The organism is Treponema bryantii (assembly GCF_900113965.1).
GTDB lineage: Bacteria > Spirochaetota > Spirochaetia > Treponematales > Treponemataceae > Treponema_D > Treponema_D bryantii_A.
The window spans coordinates 327,477-344,690 of the sequence record NZ_FORI01000001.1 but is presented as its reverse complement, the minus strand read 5'-3'; the positions used below and the strand labels follow the sequence as shown (position 1 = coordinate 344,690).

Here is a 17,214-nt window from a genome sequence, read left to right as displayed (position 1 = left end):
GCACACTTATAACTTTGATAACTTTTTTTATAAAGAAACTTTCTTAAATAGAGATTCTAATTCAACTTCTATTTTCGGCTGAATTCTCTATTAACTTTATTTTAGACGGGATAAAATATAACACTTTTTTATAATTTGTCTATAAAAAAACAGGCACCCCGGGGAATTCAGAGAATTTACCGAAGTGCCTGTTGAAAAATTAAGTCATCCTGAACTTGTTTCAGGATCTATTTATGAGACCCCGAAACAAGTTCGGGGTGACAGCGTTTTGTCCAATATGAAAATGTTTCGGTTATTTTGCACCGAAAATATCGAAATATCCGGCAACGAATACTACAAGAATGATTACTGGAGCAATCCACTTGAGATAGAACTGAACAACCTTGTTCTTAGGGAACTTAAGTCCATCTCCTGTATCAGCTTCAGCAATAAAGCCATCCCAGCCCCATCCCTTCTTGTGCATACAGAAGCAGAGGAAGATCAAAGAACCAAGTGGAAGAAGGTTCTGGCTTACAATAAAGTCTTCAAGAGCATCAATTGATCCGATGTGTGAACCAAAGTGAACGCCAGACCATACATTCATACCAAGAGCAGCAGGAGTTGCAAGAATCAGAATTGCTACAAAGTTGATAAGTACAGACTTGCGGCGGCTCCAGCCAAAACGGTCCATTGGGAATGCTACGATATTTTCAAATACTGCAATTACAGTAGAAAGAGCTGCAAAGCTCATGAACAGGAAGAAGAATCCACCAACGATACGGCCTGCTACAGGTCCCATTGAATTAAATACGTTTGGAAGAGACATAAATGCAAGACCAGCACCAGAAGAAGCTTCTACATTGAAAGCAGCACATGCAGGGAAGATGATAAGGCCGGCACAGATAGCAACAAAAGTATCAAGACCAATAACGCGAACTGCTTCACCAGTCAAAGAATGCTTTTTGTCGATGTAAGAACCGAAAATCTCCATAGAACCAATACCAAGGCTCAATGTGAAGAAGGCCTGTCCCATAGCAGCATAAATTGTATCCCAAAGTCCATGCTCACCGCTTACCAAAGCCTTAAAGTCTGGCTTGAGGTAGAAAGCATAACCTGCACCACTTCCAGGAATGAAAGCAACGTAGATTGCAAGACCAACCATAATTACAAAAAGTGCAGACATCATGATTTTTGTGATGCGTTCAACACCCTTCTGAAGTCCGAGGAAGCAGGCACCAAATCCGATTACGATTACAACAACCATCCAGATTAAAAGTGTCTTAGGATTTCCTACAGTCTCATTTACAAAAACATTTACAATATCATCGCCAGAAAGACCAACGAATTTTCCGCTAATCATCTGGAAGAAGTATTTAAGGAACCATCCAGAAACGACTGTATAGAACATCATCAAAAGATAGTTACCAGCAACTGCAAAACCGTTATACCAGTGCCACTTAGTTCCGGCAGGCTCAAGCTGTTCAAAAGCTGCAGCCATACTCTTTTTTGAAGCGCGGCCAACAGCAAATTCACAAATCATTACAGGCAATCCAAGAATTACAAGGAATGCCAGATAAATCAAAACAAAAGCTGCTCCACCGTAGCGTCCAGTAATATAAGGGAAACGCCATACATTTCCCAAACCAATAGCACAACCAGCAGACAAAAGAAGGAATCCAAGTCTGCTACCAAGATTTTCGCGATTCTGCTCGCCCATATCAAACTCCTGTTTTTAATATCATGTTATTTTATATAGAAACAGGATAAATCGTCAAGGGTGATAGTTTTACTTTCACCCCCTGACGGCATGGACAGCTTATTTTCCCAAATGTGCTTTTACGCGGGCTTTTACACGGCTCTTCAAATGTTCAAACTCGTCCTTGTACTGAATACTCTTCATTGTTGGGAAGTGAGCCATAAAGCTTTCGGCAGCGGTATGGCGGGCATTCTGAATGCGGTCAATTTTTTCGAGAATACTCTGATTGATAAGGTCTTTACCCTCTGCGGCATGTTCTTTTACAGAAGCCAGCATTTCTTCAATACTTTCACTGCGGAACCATGTTTCATTACCATAATGATCACGCAAGCTTTCGCCAAATTCTTTGATTTTTTCCATTGTCGAGCTGAAATCAACAAGCTTACGAACGGTAAAGAAGATATCTATAGTAAGAATTACACCAATTGTATCGGCAGAAACCATAACTACAAAGTCACCAAGCCAGTTCAGAAAGCGAAGCATCTGAGGGTAAACAAAGCGGATTACACCAAGCCCCATAAATCCGAACAAAACAGAATTCAAGAGGCAAATACGTCCTTTAATATTAAACTTGTAGTGTGAATAATCCCACCAGCGGGCGTGAAACATTTTTTCCATAAACCAGCTGACAAAATATTCAACGATAGTACATAAGACCATAGATGCTAAAAACAAAGGTATCCAGGTCTCATAGAGAACTGGCGGCAACAGCAAAATCACAACTCCGCCAAAACCATAAACAGGACACAAAGGGCCGTATAAAAAACCGCGGTTTACAAATTTGTGTTCGTGGAAAATTCCGACATAAAGAACTTCGGAAATCCAGCCAACCATACTAAACATAATGAAGATTAAGAAAGCGGCCTTAAAAGGCAGCTCGTAAACAGGCATCATATTCATATCTTTAAATATAATCACTTTTCTATTATAATTCAAATTTATGGAAGTATTTCTCGGAATCCCTGCGGCCGACGGAACTGGTATTGGAACCGCTTTTGTAATTCCAGACCCGGTAAAACGCGCCATCCCGCAGCATCACATCAATATTGATCAGATAAACAGAGGCTGGTCTCGTTTTGAAGCTGCTGTTCAGACAGTCACTCTGAGCCTTTCTGAACATCTGGATTCACTTTCCAAAACCAGCGATCGTGATAAAGCTCAGCGCGAAGTTTTTGAGACCTACATCCTTATGCTTGAGGACCCGGTTTTTAAACAGGAAGTCCACGAGTTTTATGAAAAAGAACTCTTTAATATAGAATATACCGTTCAGTTTAAGGCCGAAGAGTACGCCGCAAAGCTTCGCCAGGCCGGAAACTATTACCTTTCTGAGCGTGCCCAGGATATTACAGATGTATTCGGCCGCGTCCTCGACGAAATGCTAGATATTCATCCTTTTGATATCAATAGCGTTCCGGATGGCTCAGTAATTCTGGCTACTTCCCTCAGTTCTGCCGACACAATCATCCTTAGTAAAAGAAAAATTGCTGGTCTTGCTCTTAGTGAAGGTGGTGTTTCCAGTCACGTGGTAATTCTTGCCCGCAACTACGGCATTCCAACAGTTGTAGGCCTTGAAGAAATCAGCAAAAAAGTTCGCAACGGTGAAACTGTAATTATTGACGGTAAGGATGCTGAAATCCTTGTTAGTCCTGACCGTAATACAATAGAAGAATATAAAGCAAAGATTCGTGAGGAATATCAGAGAAAGCTTAGCCTTCGCTCCTTCCTCACAAAGCCGGCCGTTACAAAAGACGGAACCCGCTTTAAGCTCCTTGCAAACATTGGTACTCCAGAAGAGGCCGAAATTGCGCTTGCCGAAGGTGCAGATGGTATTGGTCTTTTCCGTACCGAGTTCCTTTACATGGCACAGAGCGGTGCTTCGCTTAATGCCGCTGCCCGTTCATTCAGTGAACAGACTCAGTTTGAAGCCTACAAGAGCGTTCTTCAGATTATGGGTGATAAGCCTGTTACTATCCGTACCCTCGATGCCGGTGGTGATAAGCTTATCAACTCGGTTGACCTTCCAGCCATCGAAGAAAAGAACCCTCTAATGGGCTTGCGTGCTGTTCGCCTTAGTCTTGAATATCCAAATATTCTGAAAACTCAGCTTCGTGCTTTGTACCGCGCCAGCGTTTACGGAAATCTCGAAATCATGTTCCCTCTTATCACAAGTGTGGACCAGGTAAAAGAATGTCTTGAACTGGTAAATGTTGTAAAGCAGGAACTTGCGGCAGAAAAAATTCCTTTCCAGGAAGACACCCCTGTTGGTATTATGATTGAGACGGCAGCTGCGGCTCTTATTTCTGATTGTCTGAGCAAGGTTAGCGACTTCTTTAGTCTTGGTACAAACGACCTTACACAGTATACTCTCGGAATTGACCGCGAAAATCCGCACGTAAGCGGACTCTACAACGAATTCAGTCTTGCAGTTTTAAGATTGATTGAAATGACTGTTCGTTCTGCAAATGAAAACAATATTCCTCTGGCTGTCTGCGGTGAAATGGCAGGCCGTCAGGACAGTGTGATGGTACTTGCCGGAATGGGAATCAGAACTTTGAGTATGAGTCCAAAGCTGATTTCAAGTACAAAGGAACTGCTTTCAAGATTCACCATCGCCGAACTCGAAGCAATTTCGGCTAAACACTTAAATAACCTGTAAATACGGTGATTGAGCCTGTCGAAATCACCGCAGAACTCAACAAATCCGAAATCTGCGGTAGTTTCGACAAGCTCAACCACCGTAATAACTGTAAAAGGACAAACATGGCAAAGAAAAAGAATAAACCTGACTTCTCACGTCCAAAAGAAGAGGCGTTAGAAGAGAAAAAACAGAAGGCCGCAGAAAAGGCTCGCGCCGAAGAATCTGATTTTATTACGCCTGGCGCAGTAAACGGAATTACCGTGGCTCCGGACGGCACAGTAACCGCAACCGGCGACGTTAATCCTGAAGATGCCGAATATGACGGCCTCCCTCTCGTTGTAATTGCCGGCCGCCCTAACGTTGGAAAATCAACACTCTTCAACCGCTTTTTGCACCACCGCGTAGCTATTGTAAACGATCAGCCTGGTGTTACCCGCGACCCTGTTGAAGCAACTGCAATTATTAACGGAAAACCGGTTCACCTTGTTGATACCGGTGGATACAAGCTTACCCGCGATATTGGAACAAAAGAAGCCGAGCTCGACGACTACGTTGTTGAACGCTCCCTCGACATGATTGATAAAGCTGATGTTGTAATTCTCCTTCTCGATGCCGGCGAAATTACCGGAGAAGACGAAGAGTTCATCATCAAAATGCGTCCATACTGGAAAAAACTGATTGCTGCAGTAAATAAAACTGAAGGCGGCAAGAACGAAGCCGAAGCCTGGAACTATGCACAGTATGGTTTTAACGAGCTTATGCTGATTTCGGCAGAGCACGGTGACCATATCAGCGACCTCGCAGACGCTATTACAAGCCGCTGCAACTTCAGCAAGGTTCAGGTGCTCAGCTCGGACCGCCCGATTAAAGTTGCGATTTTGGGTAAGCCAAATACTGGAAAATCTACCCTTTCGAACCGCCTGACTCACTCGGAGAACTCTATTGTCTGCGACTACGCCGGAACTACCCGCGACGTTGTGGAAGGTGAGTTTGAGTATGCCGGCCGCCGCTTTAAGGTTTTGGATACTGCGGGAATTCGTCGTAAGGCCCGCGTTCATGATGACGTTGAATACTATTCTGTAAACCGCGCCATTAAAACCCTGGACGAATGCGATGTTGTATTTCTGATGATTGATGCGGTGGAAGGTCTTGCCGAGCAGGATAAAAAAATCTGTTCGCTTGCCTTTGAAAAGGGCCGTGGAATCATCTTTGTTTTGAATAAATGGGATTTGCGCGAAGAGCAGGACAATAAGGCAATTAAGTCTGTTCGCGAATGGATGAACATCATGTTTGCTCATATGGATTTTGCCCCAATTCTTCCTCTTAGTGCCCTCGAAGGTAAGGGTATTAAAGATTTGCTGAATACTGCAATTGAAATGTACGGTCAGCTTACTAAGAAGATTGGAACTTCATCGTTGAACAATGCCCTTCAGGACTGGCTGGAGAGATATCCGCCACCAGCAAGTAAGACTGCTCACTTCAAAATCCGCTATATGACTCAGCAGAGTGTAAACCCTGTTTCATTCATCATTTTTGCAACAAGACCGGAAGTTGTACCAGAGCCATACGTAACCTACCTCAAAAACCGCATCCGCGAAGACCTTGGTTACGACATGATTCCGGTTCAGGTAGAGTTCAAAGGCAGCCGCCAGAAGTGGGAAGACCGCGAACGGTAACGGTAGTTGAGTAGGCGCAGCCGTATCGAAACCACCATCATAGGAGAGTAGATGTACACAATCGGACAAATCGAGGATTTAACAGGTGTAAAAGCCCATGTTCTCCGCTATTGGGAAGAAGTCGTTCCAGGCTTCACCCCAAGAAAAGATATGTCCGGCCGCCGTCTCTACTCACAGCGCGAGGTAGACCTTATCCTTCGCCTCAAATATCTGATAACCGAAAAGAAGTTCACAGCCGAAGGTGCCGGCCGCCAGATTATCGAAGAAGCCCAGGCCGTCCAGGACAACGCCGACCTCATCAGCCAGATCCGCGACTGCCGGCAGATATTAACAGATTTATACGTAGGATTGTCAAATAAGAACACGTCATCCTAAATAGTAGTCGTCATGCTGAACTTGTGTCAGCATCTCATTCAAAGGAGTAAACATGCCAGAAAAAGGATATGTTTATTTTATGACAAACAAATCCAGAATGGAAAGATTTGGCTATATAGAATGTATTATACAGACGGCTCACTGAGCCGCTTCGTTGGAGAAAAAAATGAATAAAAGAATTTTAATTATATTTATTGTTTATATAATTAGTGTCATTTCTGTTTTTGCAGATTCAATACATCAGATTACTCTTGGAGAAGAAGATGAATCTGTTCTTTTCTTTAACGACAGCGAAATTTATTTTATGCTGCCTTATGAAAAGAAAATGATGAAATTGGACAGAAAGCTTCTTGCCTATGATAAAGACGGATTCTTGAAACTGACTTTTAATGGACGACAGGCTCTTATTATTGACGGTCAAAATAAGAAGCAGCTTTTTGCAAACTTTCGAACAGACGGAAAAAATGTATATGACAAATATTCCAATTCAGAAAACACAACAGGCGAGTACACACCCTTCTATGACTATAATGTTAAGTCCATTTCAGCCTCTTCCAGTTTAAAAGAAACTCAATACGGGCATGATATTGTTTACTCACCTATCAATCTTTTCAGGGCATTTGAAACCGGCTGCCGTTGCCATCCATACTGGTGGAACTATTCCCATATTCCGTGGGTCGAAGGAGTTAAAGGATACGGAATTAACGAAACGATATCCATCGAGTTTAAAAATCAAGTTTATGGATTTTCAATCCTTAACGGATATGCTGACATTCAAAACATGAAACTTTTTAAGGAAAACAGCCGGGTTAAAAAACTTAGGGTTGAAGACATTGAGAACAAGTTGGAATACATCATGGATTTTGACGACAAGGTTTACTTCAATTACCTTAAACTATCAAAGCCGTCAAAATCAGTAAGACTGACAATTCTTGATGTTTATAAGGGAACAAAATATCAGGATACATGTATCGCTGCAATGGTTGAAGATATACGCGAAAAATCGAACAATGATAGGGAATCAAGAAATTTTGAAGACTACAAAGCCACATGTACATATTCTGATGATACCGCACTTTTTGAAAAATATTTTGAATACGTTTCACAGCCATTAGGAAACTCTTCAATTTATGAAAAAACAGAAACTGTAAAAAAGACAAAAAATCTTCTCAACAAAGATCACTATTGGTTAGATACTTATGGTTCAATATCTACCGCTACCGCAGAAGATTCAAACAGTCGTTTCGTTACCCTTACTTTTACTCTTCAAGGAAAAAAATATGATTCTCAGAATGCAGACATGTATATTGACGAATACGGATACAAACATCTGAAGCTTTTTGATGAGAACATGGAACATCATTTTACTATTATTGATACCTATACTGCCAAAGTAAATGAAGATGATGATAAATGGGGGTGGATGTCCGAACCGAATACATTCCGCTATGCATTTTTTGCACATAAAACAGAATTCCTTAAGGATGATAAAGAAGCCGTTGGTAAATATTTTTCAGAACCTTCATTTCTCCACAATAATGGCAATAACATTGAAGCTTACCAAGCTTCGTCATATTTGAAAGAGGGCAAGATTTCTTATGAAGCCGGAAACACTGGTAAAATCTATAATATGATGGCAAGAAGAGATGTAACATCGTGGAGTTCTCAGATACATCCTTGGGTTGAAGGCAAGAAAGGTGATGGAATTGGTGAAAGTTTTGAATTTGATACTACTTATCCGAAAGGAAATGGACAAGGGTTGCCATTAGATATCCGCATACTTAATGGCTATGTTGATCCTTTAAAACCACATCTTTTCAAAGAAAATAACCGCATCAAAAAAGCACTTCTTGAAACTGATACCGGCATCAAAAAAGAATTTGAGTTTAGGGATGAAATTGAGTTTACACAGATTATTCTTCCTAATGATGTAAAGCATATAAGACTTACAATTCTTGAAGTTTATAAAGGAACAAAATATCAGGATACCTGCATAACTTCTGTAGAAGTTAACAAGAAAGAGAGTGAGAGATAAAACGTATAATAGAGGATCGTAGCCAACAATGGGGCAAGCCAGCTGCGGTACAACCAATTGTTATCGTATTTACAATCATGTCAGCCTGATTCTGAAACAAGTTCAGAATGACAGACTATCAAGTCACCCTGGACTAGTTTTAGGGACAAATATAAAAGAGATGCTGAAACAAGTTCAGCATGACTACACTTATTGGACTACTCTGATAGTCCTTAAATATAAGAGATTAATATGAACAAAGAAAACACATCTTCAAAATTGATAACTTCTCTTTTTGATACCGGCTCGCTCACACGCGAGACAACAAATATTCTTAATTCCTTTGACGAAATAATTCAGGGAGTGCGTCCGCTCAACAGCCGCCAGCTTCAGCAGCTGCCGGAAAATATAAGAAATCTTTCTCACCAGCTTACAGATGACCGTGCAAGCCGCCGCCTTGGCTACATGAACGATAATATTCAGCTGAGTTCTTATGTACGCTATTATACTTGGTGGAATCTCGTACGCTTAACACGTCTTTTTGCAAATATCCCGGCCACAGTTTTCCCGACAAGCGACTGTACCTGTCTGGACCTCGGAAGCGGCCCGCTCACAGTTGTTACCGCGCTCTGGCTTGCACGCCCGGAACTCAGAAAACTTAAGCTTACCTGGTACTGCCTCGACGTCTCTGCAAACTCAATGGCACTCGGTGAAGATATATTCCTTTCGATTGCTGCCTGCACCGGCGAAGAGCCATGGCACATTGTCCGCGTAAAAGGTGCTTTCGGAACTACAATCAAACAGAAGGCAAACTTCCTCACCTGCGCAAACATGTTTAATGAACTCGACCAGGCAAGTGATATGCCTCCTGAGTTTACAACTAAGAAATATTACGAGCAGATTCAGCGTTACTGCGAAAATGATGCCGGAGTTCTCCTGGTTGAACCGGGCGTCCCAAAAGCAGCCCGAACTCTCAGCCTGCTCCGTACACGTTTTATAAAAGACGGCCGCACAATTGCTGCTCCTTGTCCTCACGCAGAAGAATGTCCTATGAGCGGCTTTAAAGCTTATACAGGAAGTAAAAATAAGTGGTGTAATTTTGCCTTCAGTACAGAAGATGCACCGGCAAAACTTCAGAAACTTTCGGTTGCAGCAAAGCTGCCAAAGGAAAGAGCTACACTGAGTTTTATTGCGGTGGAACATGGTCATGCTGAACTTGTTTCAGCATCTCCTGACACCACCAGCATCCGCATCGCCTCAGACAAGCTCCGCCTGCCAAACTATATGTGCGGTTACTACGCCTGCACACGCTTTGGACTCGCTCTCGTTAGGCTGCCGGACGAAAACAACAAAAAGCTTCCAAAGCCACCGTTCCGTCCGCAATCAGGCGACCTGATTCAGGTTAAAATAAAAACACCGGATTCTCTTCCAAAGGACGAAAAATCCGGTGCCGTAATTATAGAGATTTAGATAAATTACTTACCAGTAACTGCTCCGCAAACTCCGAGTACAATACCAACTACTACCATGTAGAAGCCGAACATTGCTCTCTTAAGAAGCTGCTTACCAATTGCCTTATAAATTCCACCATTTGTAAGGAATCCGATGATAAGAATAATTGCACCTGCGAGAACACAAAGAGCAAAAATCAATTTAAGGCCTTTGAGCTGTGGAACAAAACAAGCAACAATACCTGCGATTGCTCCTGCAATAATCAAAATAGAGCCAATTGCAACAAATCCGCCCTCTTTAGCATTACTGATAAAATCAAATCCATTTGCTGAAGAACCGAACAGACCCTTAAACATTGGACAGAAGAATCCAATTGCAACCAATGCCATACCAATTAAATAAATAAGTGGCAAGCTACTCTTTTTTCCCATAAAATCACTCCTTTTATTGGGTTAGTTTTTTTTGTTTAACTCTCTTCGAAAACGTTTTTGTATTATTAATATTATTCTATCACAGTTTAGAAGTTTTTCAAGAAAAAGAACCGAAGGTCGGCAAGCACAGCTTGCCTCTGAGCCGTTCTTTTAACGGTTCTTCGATTGTAGGCTTACACAAACTCCACGCCAGTGTCGCGGCAGAGGAATTGAACGGCCTGTCTTCCCGTGTAAACTGCAATCGGGAGACCGCCCGGCATCTGAATGCGCTGGCCGGCAAAGTAAACACCCCAGATTGAGTCCAGAGTCTGCGGATAGTTATACTGCTTTCCACCCTTCTCCCAAACACTCATCCAGCTGCCTTCATAAGAACCGGTATAGCGCTCATAGGTACAAGGAGTTGCAACATCAATCACTTCAAGATCAGAACCTACTTCAGGAATAAACTTAGAAAGTTCTTTTATGAACAAATCTCCAAGTTCTTTCTTTTTATCTTTATAAGTTCCGTCGTTCTTAGCTGCCTTCCAGAAATAATAACTTTCGCCAATCAAAAGACAGGTGAGCGAAGTACAGCCTTCCGGCGCATGCTCTTTATATTTTGAATAATTGTAGATGCGAAGCTCATTCCATTTGCAGCCCGCATATTCAAAAGGCTTTTCCAGAGGGAATACACAGCAGTAAGGCAAGCGTGACAAATCAGCCTTAACACCCATACCAATAAAGATATTCTGCTCAGTAACAGCCTCGTGGCGCATAGTATTTACCCAAGGCTCATCAATCATTGTATCAAAAAGATTATCAACAGCTGCACGGGCATCCTGAGTAACAATTACTGCATCTGCATCAAAATCACCCTTATTAGTTACTACGCCCTTTACCATATAATCTTCAACACGGACATTTTCAACCTTTGTACGGAACTCAATTTTTCCACCAAGAGCCTTATAGGTTTCGAGCATATTGTTTGCCATGCGGATTGAACCGCCTTCCGGGTAACCGCAGTCACCGCTTGCAAATGAACCGAGTGTATATATGAAGGAAAGTGCATTATATCTGTAACCGATAACACTTCCCAAAAGATGTCGCAGATTTTTATTCTTAAATTTTGCAATATATTCCATATAACTTGTGTTTGTAAGATATGGAACACGAAGTACAGCCGGAAGCATCTTCATTAATTCAACCAGATTAACGGGTACCGGGTTTCTGCACTTACAGCCTCTGGTATCAAAAACCGGCATATGGAAATTCGTAAAGTCTTTTACAGCACGGCACATCTTTTTAATCATGTGCTTGTCCTCAGGTGCATATTCAATGAGAGCCTTTTCCATCTGAGGCAGGAAGCGGTAAAGGCTTAAAACCTTACCATTTTCATCTATTATATTGTAAAGAGGATCTCTTAATTCAATTGGATTGTTGTCCTGCAGCGCTCCAACTTCGCGCCACACTTTGTTCAATGGCATTTTCGGACTTGAGCCTGTGAGCCAGTGCATTCCACCTTCAAAATAGTAGCCTTTTCGGCTCCAGCTGGTGGAAAGTCCACCCGGAATATTGTGCTGCTCCAGAATTGTTACATCAAAACCAGCTCGTACAGCATAAATTCCCGCAGAAAGACCAGAAATTCCGGCCCCAATAACTACAACCTTACTCATATAACATAATTTTAACATATCAAATCAATTAAAAGCAAGAAAAAATGAATAAATTGTGCACAATTTATTTGACATTTTTGAAATAATATTGTATATTCAAATTGTTAGATAAATTGTACACAATATAATTATACACAAGCGAGGTAAAATATGAATATTTATGACATTTTCGTGAAGTCAAGAGATGGAAAAGAAGTTGCCCTTAAGGACTACGAAGGCAAGGTTCTTTTGATTGTAAATACAGCTACCGGTTGTGGTTTCACTCCTCAGTACACAGGATTGCAGAAGCTGTACGATACTTACAAAGACAAGGGTTTTGAAATTCTTGATTTCCCTTGTAATCAGTTTGCAAATCAGGCTCCTGGTTCAGATGATGATATTCATACTTTCTGTACAGGACGCTTTGGAATTACCTTCCCTCAGTTTGCAAAGATTGATGTAAACGGCAAGAACGAAGATCCACTTTATACATATCTTAAGAGCAAGAAAGGCGGATTGTTCTCATCAAGAATCAAATGGAATTTCACAAAATTCCTCGTTGGAAAAGATGGAACAGTTATCAAGCGCTTTGGTCCAACTGAAACACCAGAAAGCATTGAAGCCTTTGTTAAAAACGCTTTAGCTTAATACCCGAAACCTCTTCCCTAGCCGGGGCAGTTCTCACCTCCCTTCCCTTCTGGACTGCTAGGCCAGGGATTTCAATTTCCCACTCGCTTGACTTTTAGTTTCTTTACTATATAATTTTCATAATATGTCTCAAAGTCTATATATTGCCCTCGCTGGCATTTTATCTATAGTCTCTATGCCTTTAATCATACTTATTTGTAAGAAATTCAGTTTGTATGATTATCAGAATTCAAGAAAAATCCATAGTGGAAATATACCTCGTCTTGGCGGAGTGGGAATTTTCTGTGCATTTATAATTTCTTCCCTGGCTTTTATACTTATTAACAAGGAAGACAATTTTAATCATATTCTCCCAATCCTTATTGCAGGTACTATTGTATTCATCTTTGCTCTGCTTGATGATCTTCTTACACTTCCAGCACTTGCTAAACTTATCGTACAGCTTATTGCAGTTTCTATTGTTGTTCTGAACGGTTTTCGTTTTAAGCAGATTTTTGGATGGACTCTTCCTCTTCCAATCAGCTTTATCCTTTCTTTTTGCTGGATTCTTGGAGTAATTAACGCTTACAATCTGATTGATGGACTTGATGGCCTTTGTGGAAGCTTCTCTATCACAACAATCATCACTCTTGGAGTTCTTTATTCACTTACAGGAAACCCAGAAGCAACTCTCTGCTTTATTCTTGCCGCTTCAATTCTCGGTTTCCTCTGCTTTAACTGGCCACCGGCAAAGCTTTTTATGGGCGATGCAGGAAGTCAGTTCCTTGGATTTATGATTGCAGTATTCCCGCTCTTTTGTTCAGACAGCGTTTTTGAATATAACAAGTTCCTTATTATGATTGTGATTACAGCCTTCCCTGTTTTCGACACAATTGCTGCAATCTGGAGACGTTTGAGAGACAAAAAGCCTATTATGTCTCCAGACCGCTCACATCTTCATCATAAGCTTCTTAATATGGGCTATTCAAAAAAGAGCGCACTTTATCTGCTCTGCTTTTTACAGGTTCTCTTGTGCGGCTCTGTAGTTATTTCTTATTTCCTTGGTGCAAAACGCGGAATGGCACTTTTGCTTGAATCAACTGCATTTGTAACTTTGTTCTTCAGTTTTGTTCATTACACAAACCGCGCCGTTATTGCAAAGCAGTTGAATGAGGCAAAAAATCATACTGCCGAAACTAAGTCCCCTGATAGTACAGAGGAAAACTCGTAAATTAAAAGATTTCGTTTCTGTGAAGAACGCCCAGCTCGTGAATGTTAGATTCCAGCGGGGCGTTTTCTTTTTTTGCAGCCTTTATATAATCTCCAAGATCAATTGAAAAGCGGTTCATAGAAAAATGCTGGAAAACATATACGCGTTCCCAGGCTTCTTTTGTACAGCTTGCCTTGAGAGTGTCGCGATATGCACAGAAAATCCCTTTATCTTTAAGTTCTGAATAACCTACCAGCCACAGCTCCGTTCCCAAAGCCGCATGAAGCGCTGCAGTTTTTTCTGCCATCCAGATTTGTGATTTTTGAATCAGATCTGCAATTTCTGAGCCGCCAAGCTTTGCAATTGTCTTTAGTTGAGCGGTTTTTGCACTGTGAACCGGAGTTTTATTCAGAATAATGACATTTTTACGGAAATCTACCCCAAGTTCAGGATTCCGGCGGAAGTAGCCTTCTGCAATTTTTCCTGCCTGGCCTACCAGATAGCGGTTATTTTTGGACAACTGCTCGTCTTTTCCAGGATTATCTCCAATTACAATGAGTTTTATTTCGTCTTCTGGAGTAACTTCATCCAATGCACGGTTATAAACAACAGGAGTTTCAAAAGAATATTCTGGATTATTGGCAAGTTTTGCTGCTTCTTTTTGAAGTTCAGTTAATTGTGGAGCAGCGGCAGTCCATTCTGCAATTTTACGCTTTAAATCCTCTTTGAAATCTACAAAATATTTCCACTGTGCTTCTGTCATATCCGCTTACCTTTTTCTTTTTACTTTTCAAGGATTATAGTATAGAATATAACCATTGCATAAGCAAATATTGAATAAAACATATTATCTGGAGGATTTATGAAAAAACTTCTCGCATTTGCACTTACTGCCGGTCTTAGCCTCTCGCTTTTTGCAGCAGATATCTTTAAATACGCACCAATCACTGGAAACGTAAAAGCCTATACTGAAACAGACTTTACAATTGCAACACGCTTTGGAACTCTCTACCGAACTCCAAGCTCAAAAATCATGCATATTTTTGACTCTAACGGCAAGGAAACAACTTCTTCAGAACTTACCCCAAAGGATGCTGTAATCAATACAATCTCTACAACTTACGATACTGCCGGAAACCTTGTTGAACAGCTTTGCACAAGTGCAGACGGTGAAGTTGTATGGAAGAACACCTACGCATATAAGAATGGCCTTAAAGTAGATGCTTCTGAATATGACAGAAAAGGTAATCTCCGTGCCCGCACAATCTACACTTATGAAAACAATCTTCTTGCAGATGAATCAAGCTATGATGGCGAAGGTGCATTAATCTGGAAGACAATTTACAAATATGATGACAACAACCGCATTGCTTCTGTAAATGAATATAACCCGGACGGTTCACTTGGTGAAAAGCTTGAGTATAACTACACAGATTCTGGAGCAATCGACACAATTGCAAAGTACGATGCATTTGCTGGAACTCAGAGTTCAATGGTTTTCCGCTATGCAACAAATGGTTCACTTTCTGAAATTACAACTTATGATGCAAACAAGCAGGTAACAAAGAGAACTCTTATTAAGTATGATGCAAAGGGAAATGCTAACAAGGTTTCTGAATACTCTGTAGCAGAAAAGTTCGGAACAACAGTTAATGAATTAACTGCTATGTCTGAATATACATTCGAATATGTTGGCGGAAGCGCTGACGCTAAATAAGATATAACCCGGTGGTTGAACTTGTCGAAGCCACCTGTTAAACACAAAAGCCCGATGGTACATATCAAACCACCGGGCTTTTTTTTATTGCTTACAGAAAATTAGTAGTTCTGAGCTTCAATCTGGAAATATGCCTGTGGATGAGCACAAACCGGGCATACTTTTGGAGCTTCTTTTCCAATTACAATATGACCACAGTTGCGGCACTGCCAGATAGCATCGCCTTCGCTTGAGAATACAAGCTTATCTTCAATATTCTTAAGAAGTTTGCGATAGCGCTCTTCGTGATGCTTTTCAATAGCAGCAACACCTTCAAAAAGCTTAGCAATATATTCAAAGCCTTCTTCGCGAGCTGTTTTAGCAAAACCGTCGTACATATCTGTCCATTCATAGTTTTCGCCGTCAGCAGCTGCCTTAAGGTTTTCTGGAGTAGTTCCTACACCATCGTTGAGCAGCTTATACCACATTTTTGCGTGCTCTTTTTCATTTTCAGCAGTCTCAAGGAAGATAGCTGCAATCTGTTCATAGCCTTCCTTTTTAGCCTGACTGGCAAAATATGTATACTTATTGCGAGCCTGTGATTCGCCTGCAAAAGCTGTCTGCAGATTTTTTTCTGTCTGGGTACCTTTGATATTCATAAATGCTCCTATAAAAGCCGTCGATAGACGACCAGTGATATTATAATATCCAATATAATCTGAAAACCTTCAGTTGTAAATGGAAAAATCTGTTATTTAATTTTAGCACTTGAAAACTGACGGCAGATGTTTTACGATATAATAGAGGAAGATTTATGAAAACTATAGGTATCAAACTTGCAGACGGCTCATTTTATCCGGTTCTAGAAGACAATACTCCTTCAGAAAAGCAGCTGGAGCTTACAACCGCTCACAACAACCAGACAAAAGTTATGGTTGATTTGTATCGTTCTGCTACCTGTTCTATGGAAGATGCCGAATATGTTGATTCACTCCAGATTGAAAACCTCGTAGCACATCCAAACGGCGAGGCAGAAATCAAATTTAATGTTTCTATTGATGAAGATAATCAGCTTTCTGCCAGAATTATAGACAGCGAAACTGGTAATGAAAGCAACACAACCATCACCCTTGTTTCAAGAACGCTTGAAGAGCGCCTTGTAACAGATGAATATGATATTAATGATACAGCAGAAAATAATGGTGTGGGCGCCGCAGTTGCAGGTGCAGCCGTAGCAGGCGGACTTCTTGCAGCAGCTGCAGCACTTCGCAATAAAGATGATGAAGAAGAAACTACAGAAGAGCCTGAACCAGAAGTTGATGTTACCGAAGAAAGTGATGCAGGCGAACCTGTTTTCGACGAAACTGCAGTTGATGAACCAATAGTTGAAGAAGAACCTGTGAGCGAAGAGATAGGCACAGAATCTGAAGAAGAAGTTGTTACTGAGTCTGAAGCGGTTGAAGAAAGTGCTCTTCCTGATATGGATTTTGATATTCCAGAAGAGAATGAAAATACAGAGGAAGTTGTTACTGAATCTTCTGATGATACCATCATATCAGATGAAGAAATCTCACCTGATGAAACAATTTCAGAAGAAGATACTTCTCTCCCAGACATGGATTTTGATTTACCAGAGGATACTGAAACAACTGAGGAAACTGACGTTACAGAAGAATCAGCACTCCCAGACATGGACTTCGACATCCCAGACGATACTGAATCTACAGAG

At 41.1% G+C, this 17,214-nt stretch carries 15 protein-coding genes; 9 read left to right on the top strand and 6 right to left on the bottom strand.

All coding sequences use genetic code 11. From position 1 onward, the window contains the following. Nucleotides 1-292 precede the first annotated feature (292 nt). Together BM161_RS01620 and BM161_RS01615 are read right to left on the bottom strand one after the other, a co-directional pair. On the bottom strand, nt 293-1,696 hold the full coding sequence (locus tag BM161_RS01620; RefSeq protein ID WP_074929911.1) for a sodium-dependent transporter: 1,404 nt from the start codon (nt 1,694-1,696) through the stop codon (nt 293-295). 99 nt (nt 1,697-1,795) lie between these two features. Then, a complete protein-coding gene (locus BM161_RS01615; protein WP_177206187.1) occupies nt 1,796-2,653 on the bottom strand; it encodes a putative ABC transporter permease in 858 nt (285 codons plus the stop codon). A 22-nt stretch (nt 2,654-2,675) separates the two neighbouring features. Between BM161_RS01615 and ptsP the strand changes: the two genes are divergently transcribed. The 5 genes from ptsP to BM161_RS01585 all read left to right on the top strand — a co-directional run bounded on the left by ptsP (nt 2,676) and on the right by BM161_RS01585 (nt 9,908). Further along, entirely contained in the window at nt 2,676-4,391 is a 1,716-nt protein-coding gene (gene ptsP / locus BM161_RS01610) for a phosphoenolpyruvate--protein phosphotransferase (RefSeq protein WP_074929909.1), read from the top strand. A gap of 104 nt (nt 4,392-4,495) precedes the next feature. Beyond that, nucleotides 4,496-6,049 (top strand): ribosome biogenesis GTPase Der, encoded by a 1,554-nt coding sequence (der, locus tag BM161_RS01605; protein ID WP_083425630.1) that lies wholly within the window; start codon nt 4,496-4,498, stop codon nt 6,047-6,049. A 51-nt stretch (nt 6,050-6,100) separates the two neighbouring features. Next, nucleotides 6,101-6,424, top strand: a complete 324-nt coding sequence (locus BM161_RS01600; protein ID WP_074929908.1) for a MerR family transcriptional regulator — start codon at nt 6,101-6,103, stop codon at nt 6,422-6,424. 166 nt (nt 6,425-6,590) lie between these two features. Then, a complete protein-coding gene (locus BM161_RS01595) occupies nt 6,591-8,459 on the top strand; it encodes an NADase-type glycan-binding domain-containing protein (RefSeq protein WP_074929907.1) in 1,869 nt (622 codons plus the stop codon). Nucleotides 8,460-8,690: 231 nt separating this feature from the next. After that, nucleotides 8,691-9,908 carry a small ribosomal subunit Rsm22 family protein gene (locus BM161_RS01585; protein ID WP_074929905.1) on the top strand — a complete coding sequence of 406 codons (1,218 nt, stop codon included), beginning with the start codon at nt 8,691-8,693 and terminating at the stop codon, nt 9,906-9,908. A gap of 5 nt (nt 9,909-9,913) precedes the next feature. Here BM161_RS01585 and BM161_RS01580 read toward each other — a convergent pair whose 3' ends face one another. Further along, nucleotides 9,914-10,321 (bottom strand): hypothetical protein, encoded by a 408-nt coding sequence (locus BM161_RS01580; protein WP_074929904.1) that lies wholly within the window; start codon nt 10,319-10,321, stop codon nt 9,914-9,916. 173 nt (nt 10,322-10,494) lie between these two features. Next, nucleotides 10,495-11,973 (bottom strand): phytoene desaturase family protein, encoded by a 1,479-nt coding sequence (locus BM161_RS01575; RefSeq protein WP_074929903.1) that lies wholly within the window; start codon nt 11,971-11,973, stop codon nt 10,495-10,497. 150 nt (nt 11,974-12,123) lie between these two features. Here BM161_RS01575 and BM161_RS01570 point away from each other — a divergent pair, with 150 nt between their 5' ends. Then, nucleotides 12,124-12,600, top strand: a complete 477-nt coding sequence (locus BM161_RS01570; protein WP_143090474.1) for a glutathione peroxidase — start codon at nt 12,124-12,126, stop codon at nt 12,598-12,600. A gap of 175 nt (nt 12,601-12,775) precedes the next feature. Then, the gene (locus BM161_RS01565) at nt 12,776-13,810 is read left to right on the top strand and encodes an MraY family glycosyltransferase (RefSeq protein WP_177206186.1); all 1,035 of its coding nucleotides are present in this window, start codon (nt 12,776-12,778) and stop codon (nt 13,808-13,810) included. 1 nt (nt 13,811) lies between these two features. On the opposite strand, the gene BM161_RS01560 is transcribed toward BM161_RS01565, so the two are convergent. Next, nucleotides 13,812-14,552 (bottom strand): uracil-DNA glycosylase family protein, encoded by a 741-nt coding sequence (locus BM161_RS01560; protein WP_074929901.1) that lies wholly within the window; start codon nt 14,550-14,552, stop codon nt 13,812-13,814. Nucleotides 14,553-14,651: 99 nt separating this feature from the next. On the opposite strand from BM161_RS01560, the gene BM161_RS01555 reads away from it, so the two are divergent. Continuing rightward, nucleotides 14,652-15,506: a hypothetical protein gene (locus BM161_RS01555; protein WP_074929900.1), complete on the top strand. Its 855-nt coding sequence runs from the start codon at nt 14,652-14,654 to the stop codon at nt 15,504-15,506. Between the two features lie 101 nt (nt 15,507-15,607). On the opposite strand, the gene rbr is transcribed toward BM161_RS01555, so the two are convergent. Continuing rightward, on the bottom strand, nt 15,608-16,144 hold the full coding sequence (rbr, locus tag BM161_RS01550; RefSeq protein ID WP_074929899.1) for a rubrerythrin: 537 nt from the start codon (nt 16,142-16,144) through the stop codon (nt 15,608-15,610). 155 nt (nt 16,145-16,299) lie between these two features. Between rbr and BM161_RS01545 the strand changes: the two genes are divergently transcribed. Then, nucleotides 16,300-17,214, top strand: a 915-nt coding sequence (locus tag BM161_RS01545; protein WP_177206185.1) for an Hsp70 family protein, incomplete at its 3' end; no start/stop codon positions are given.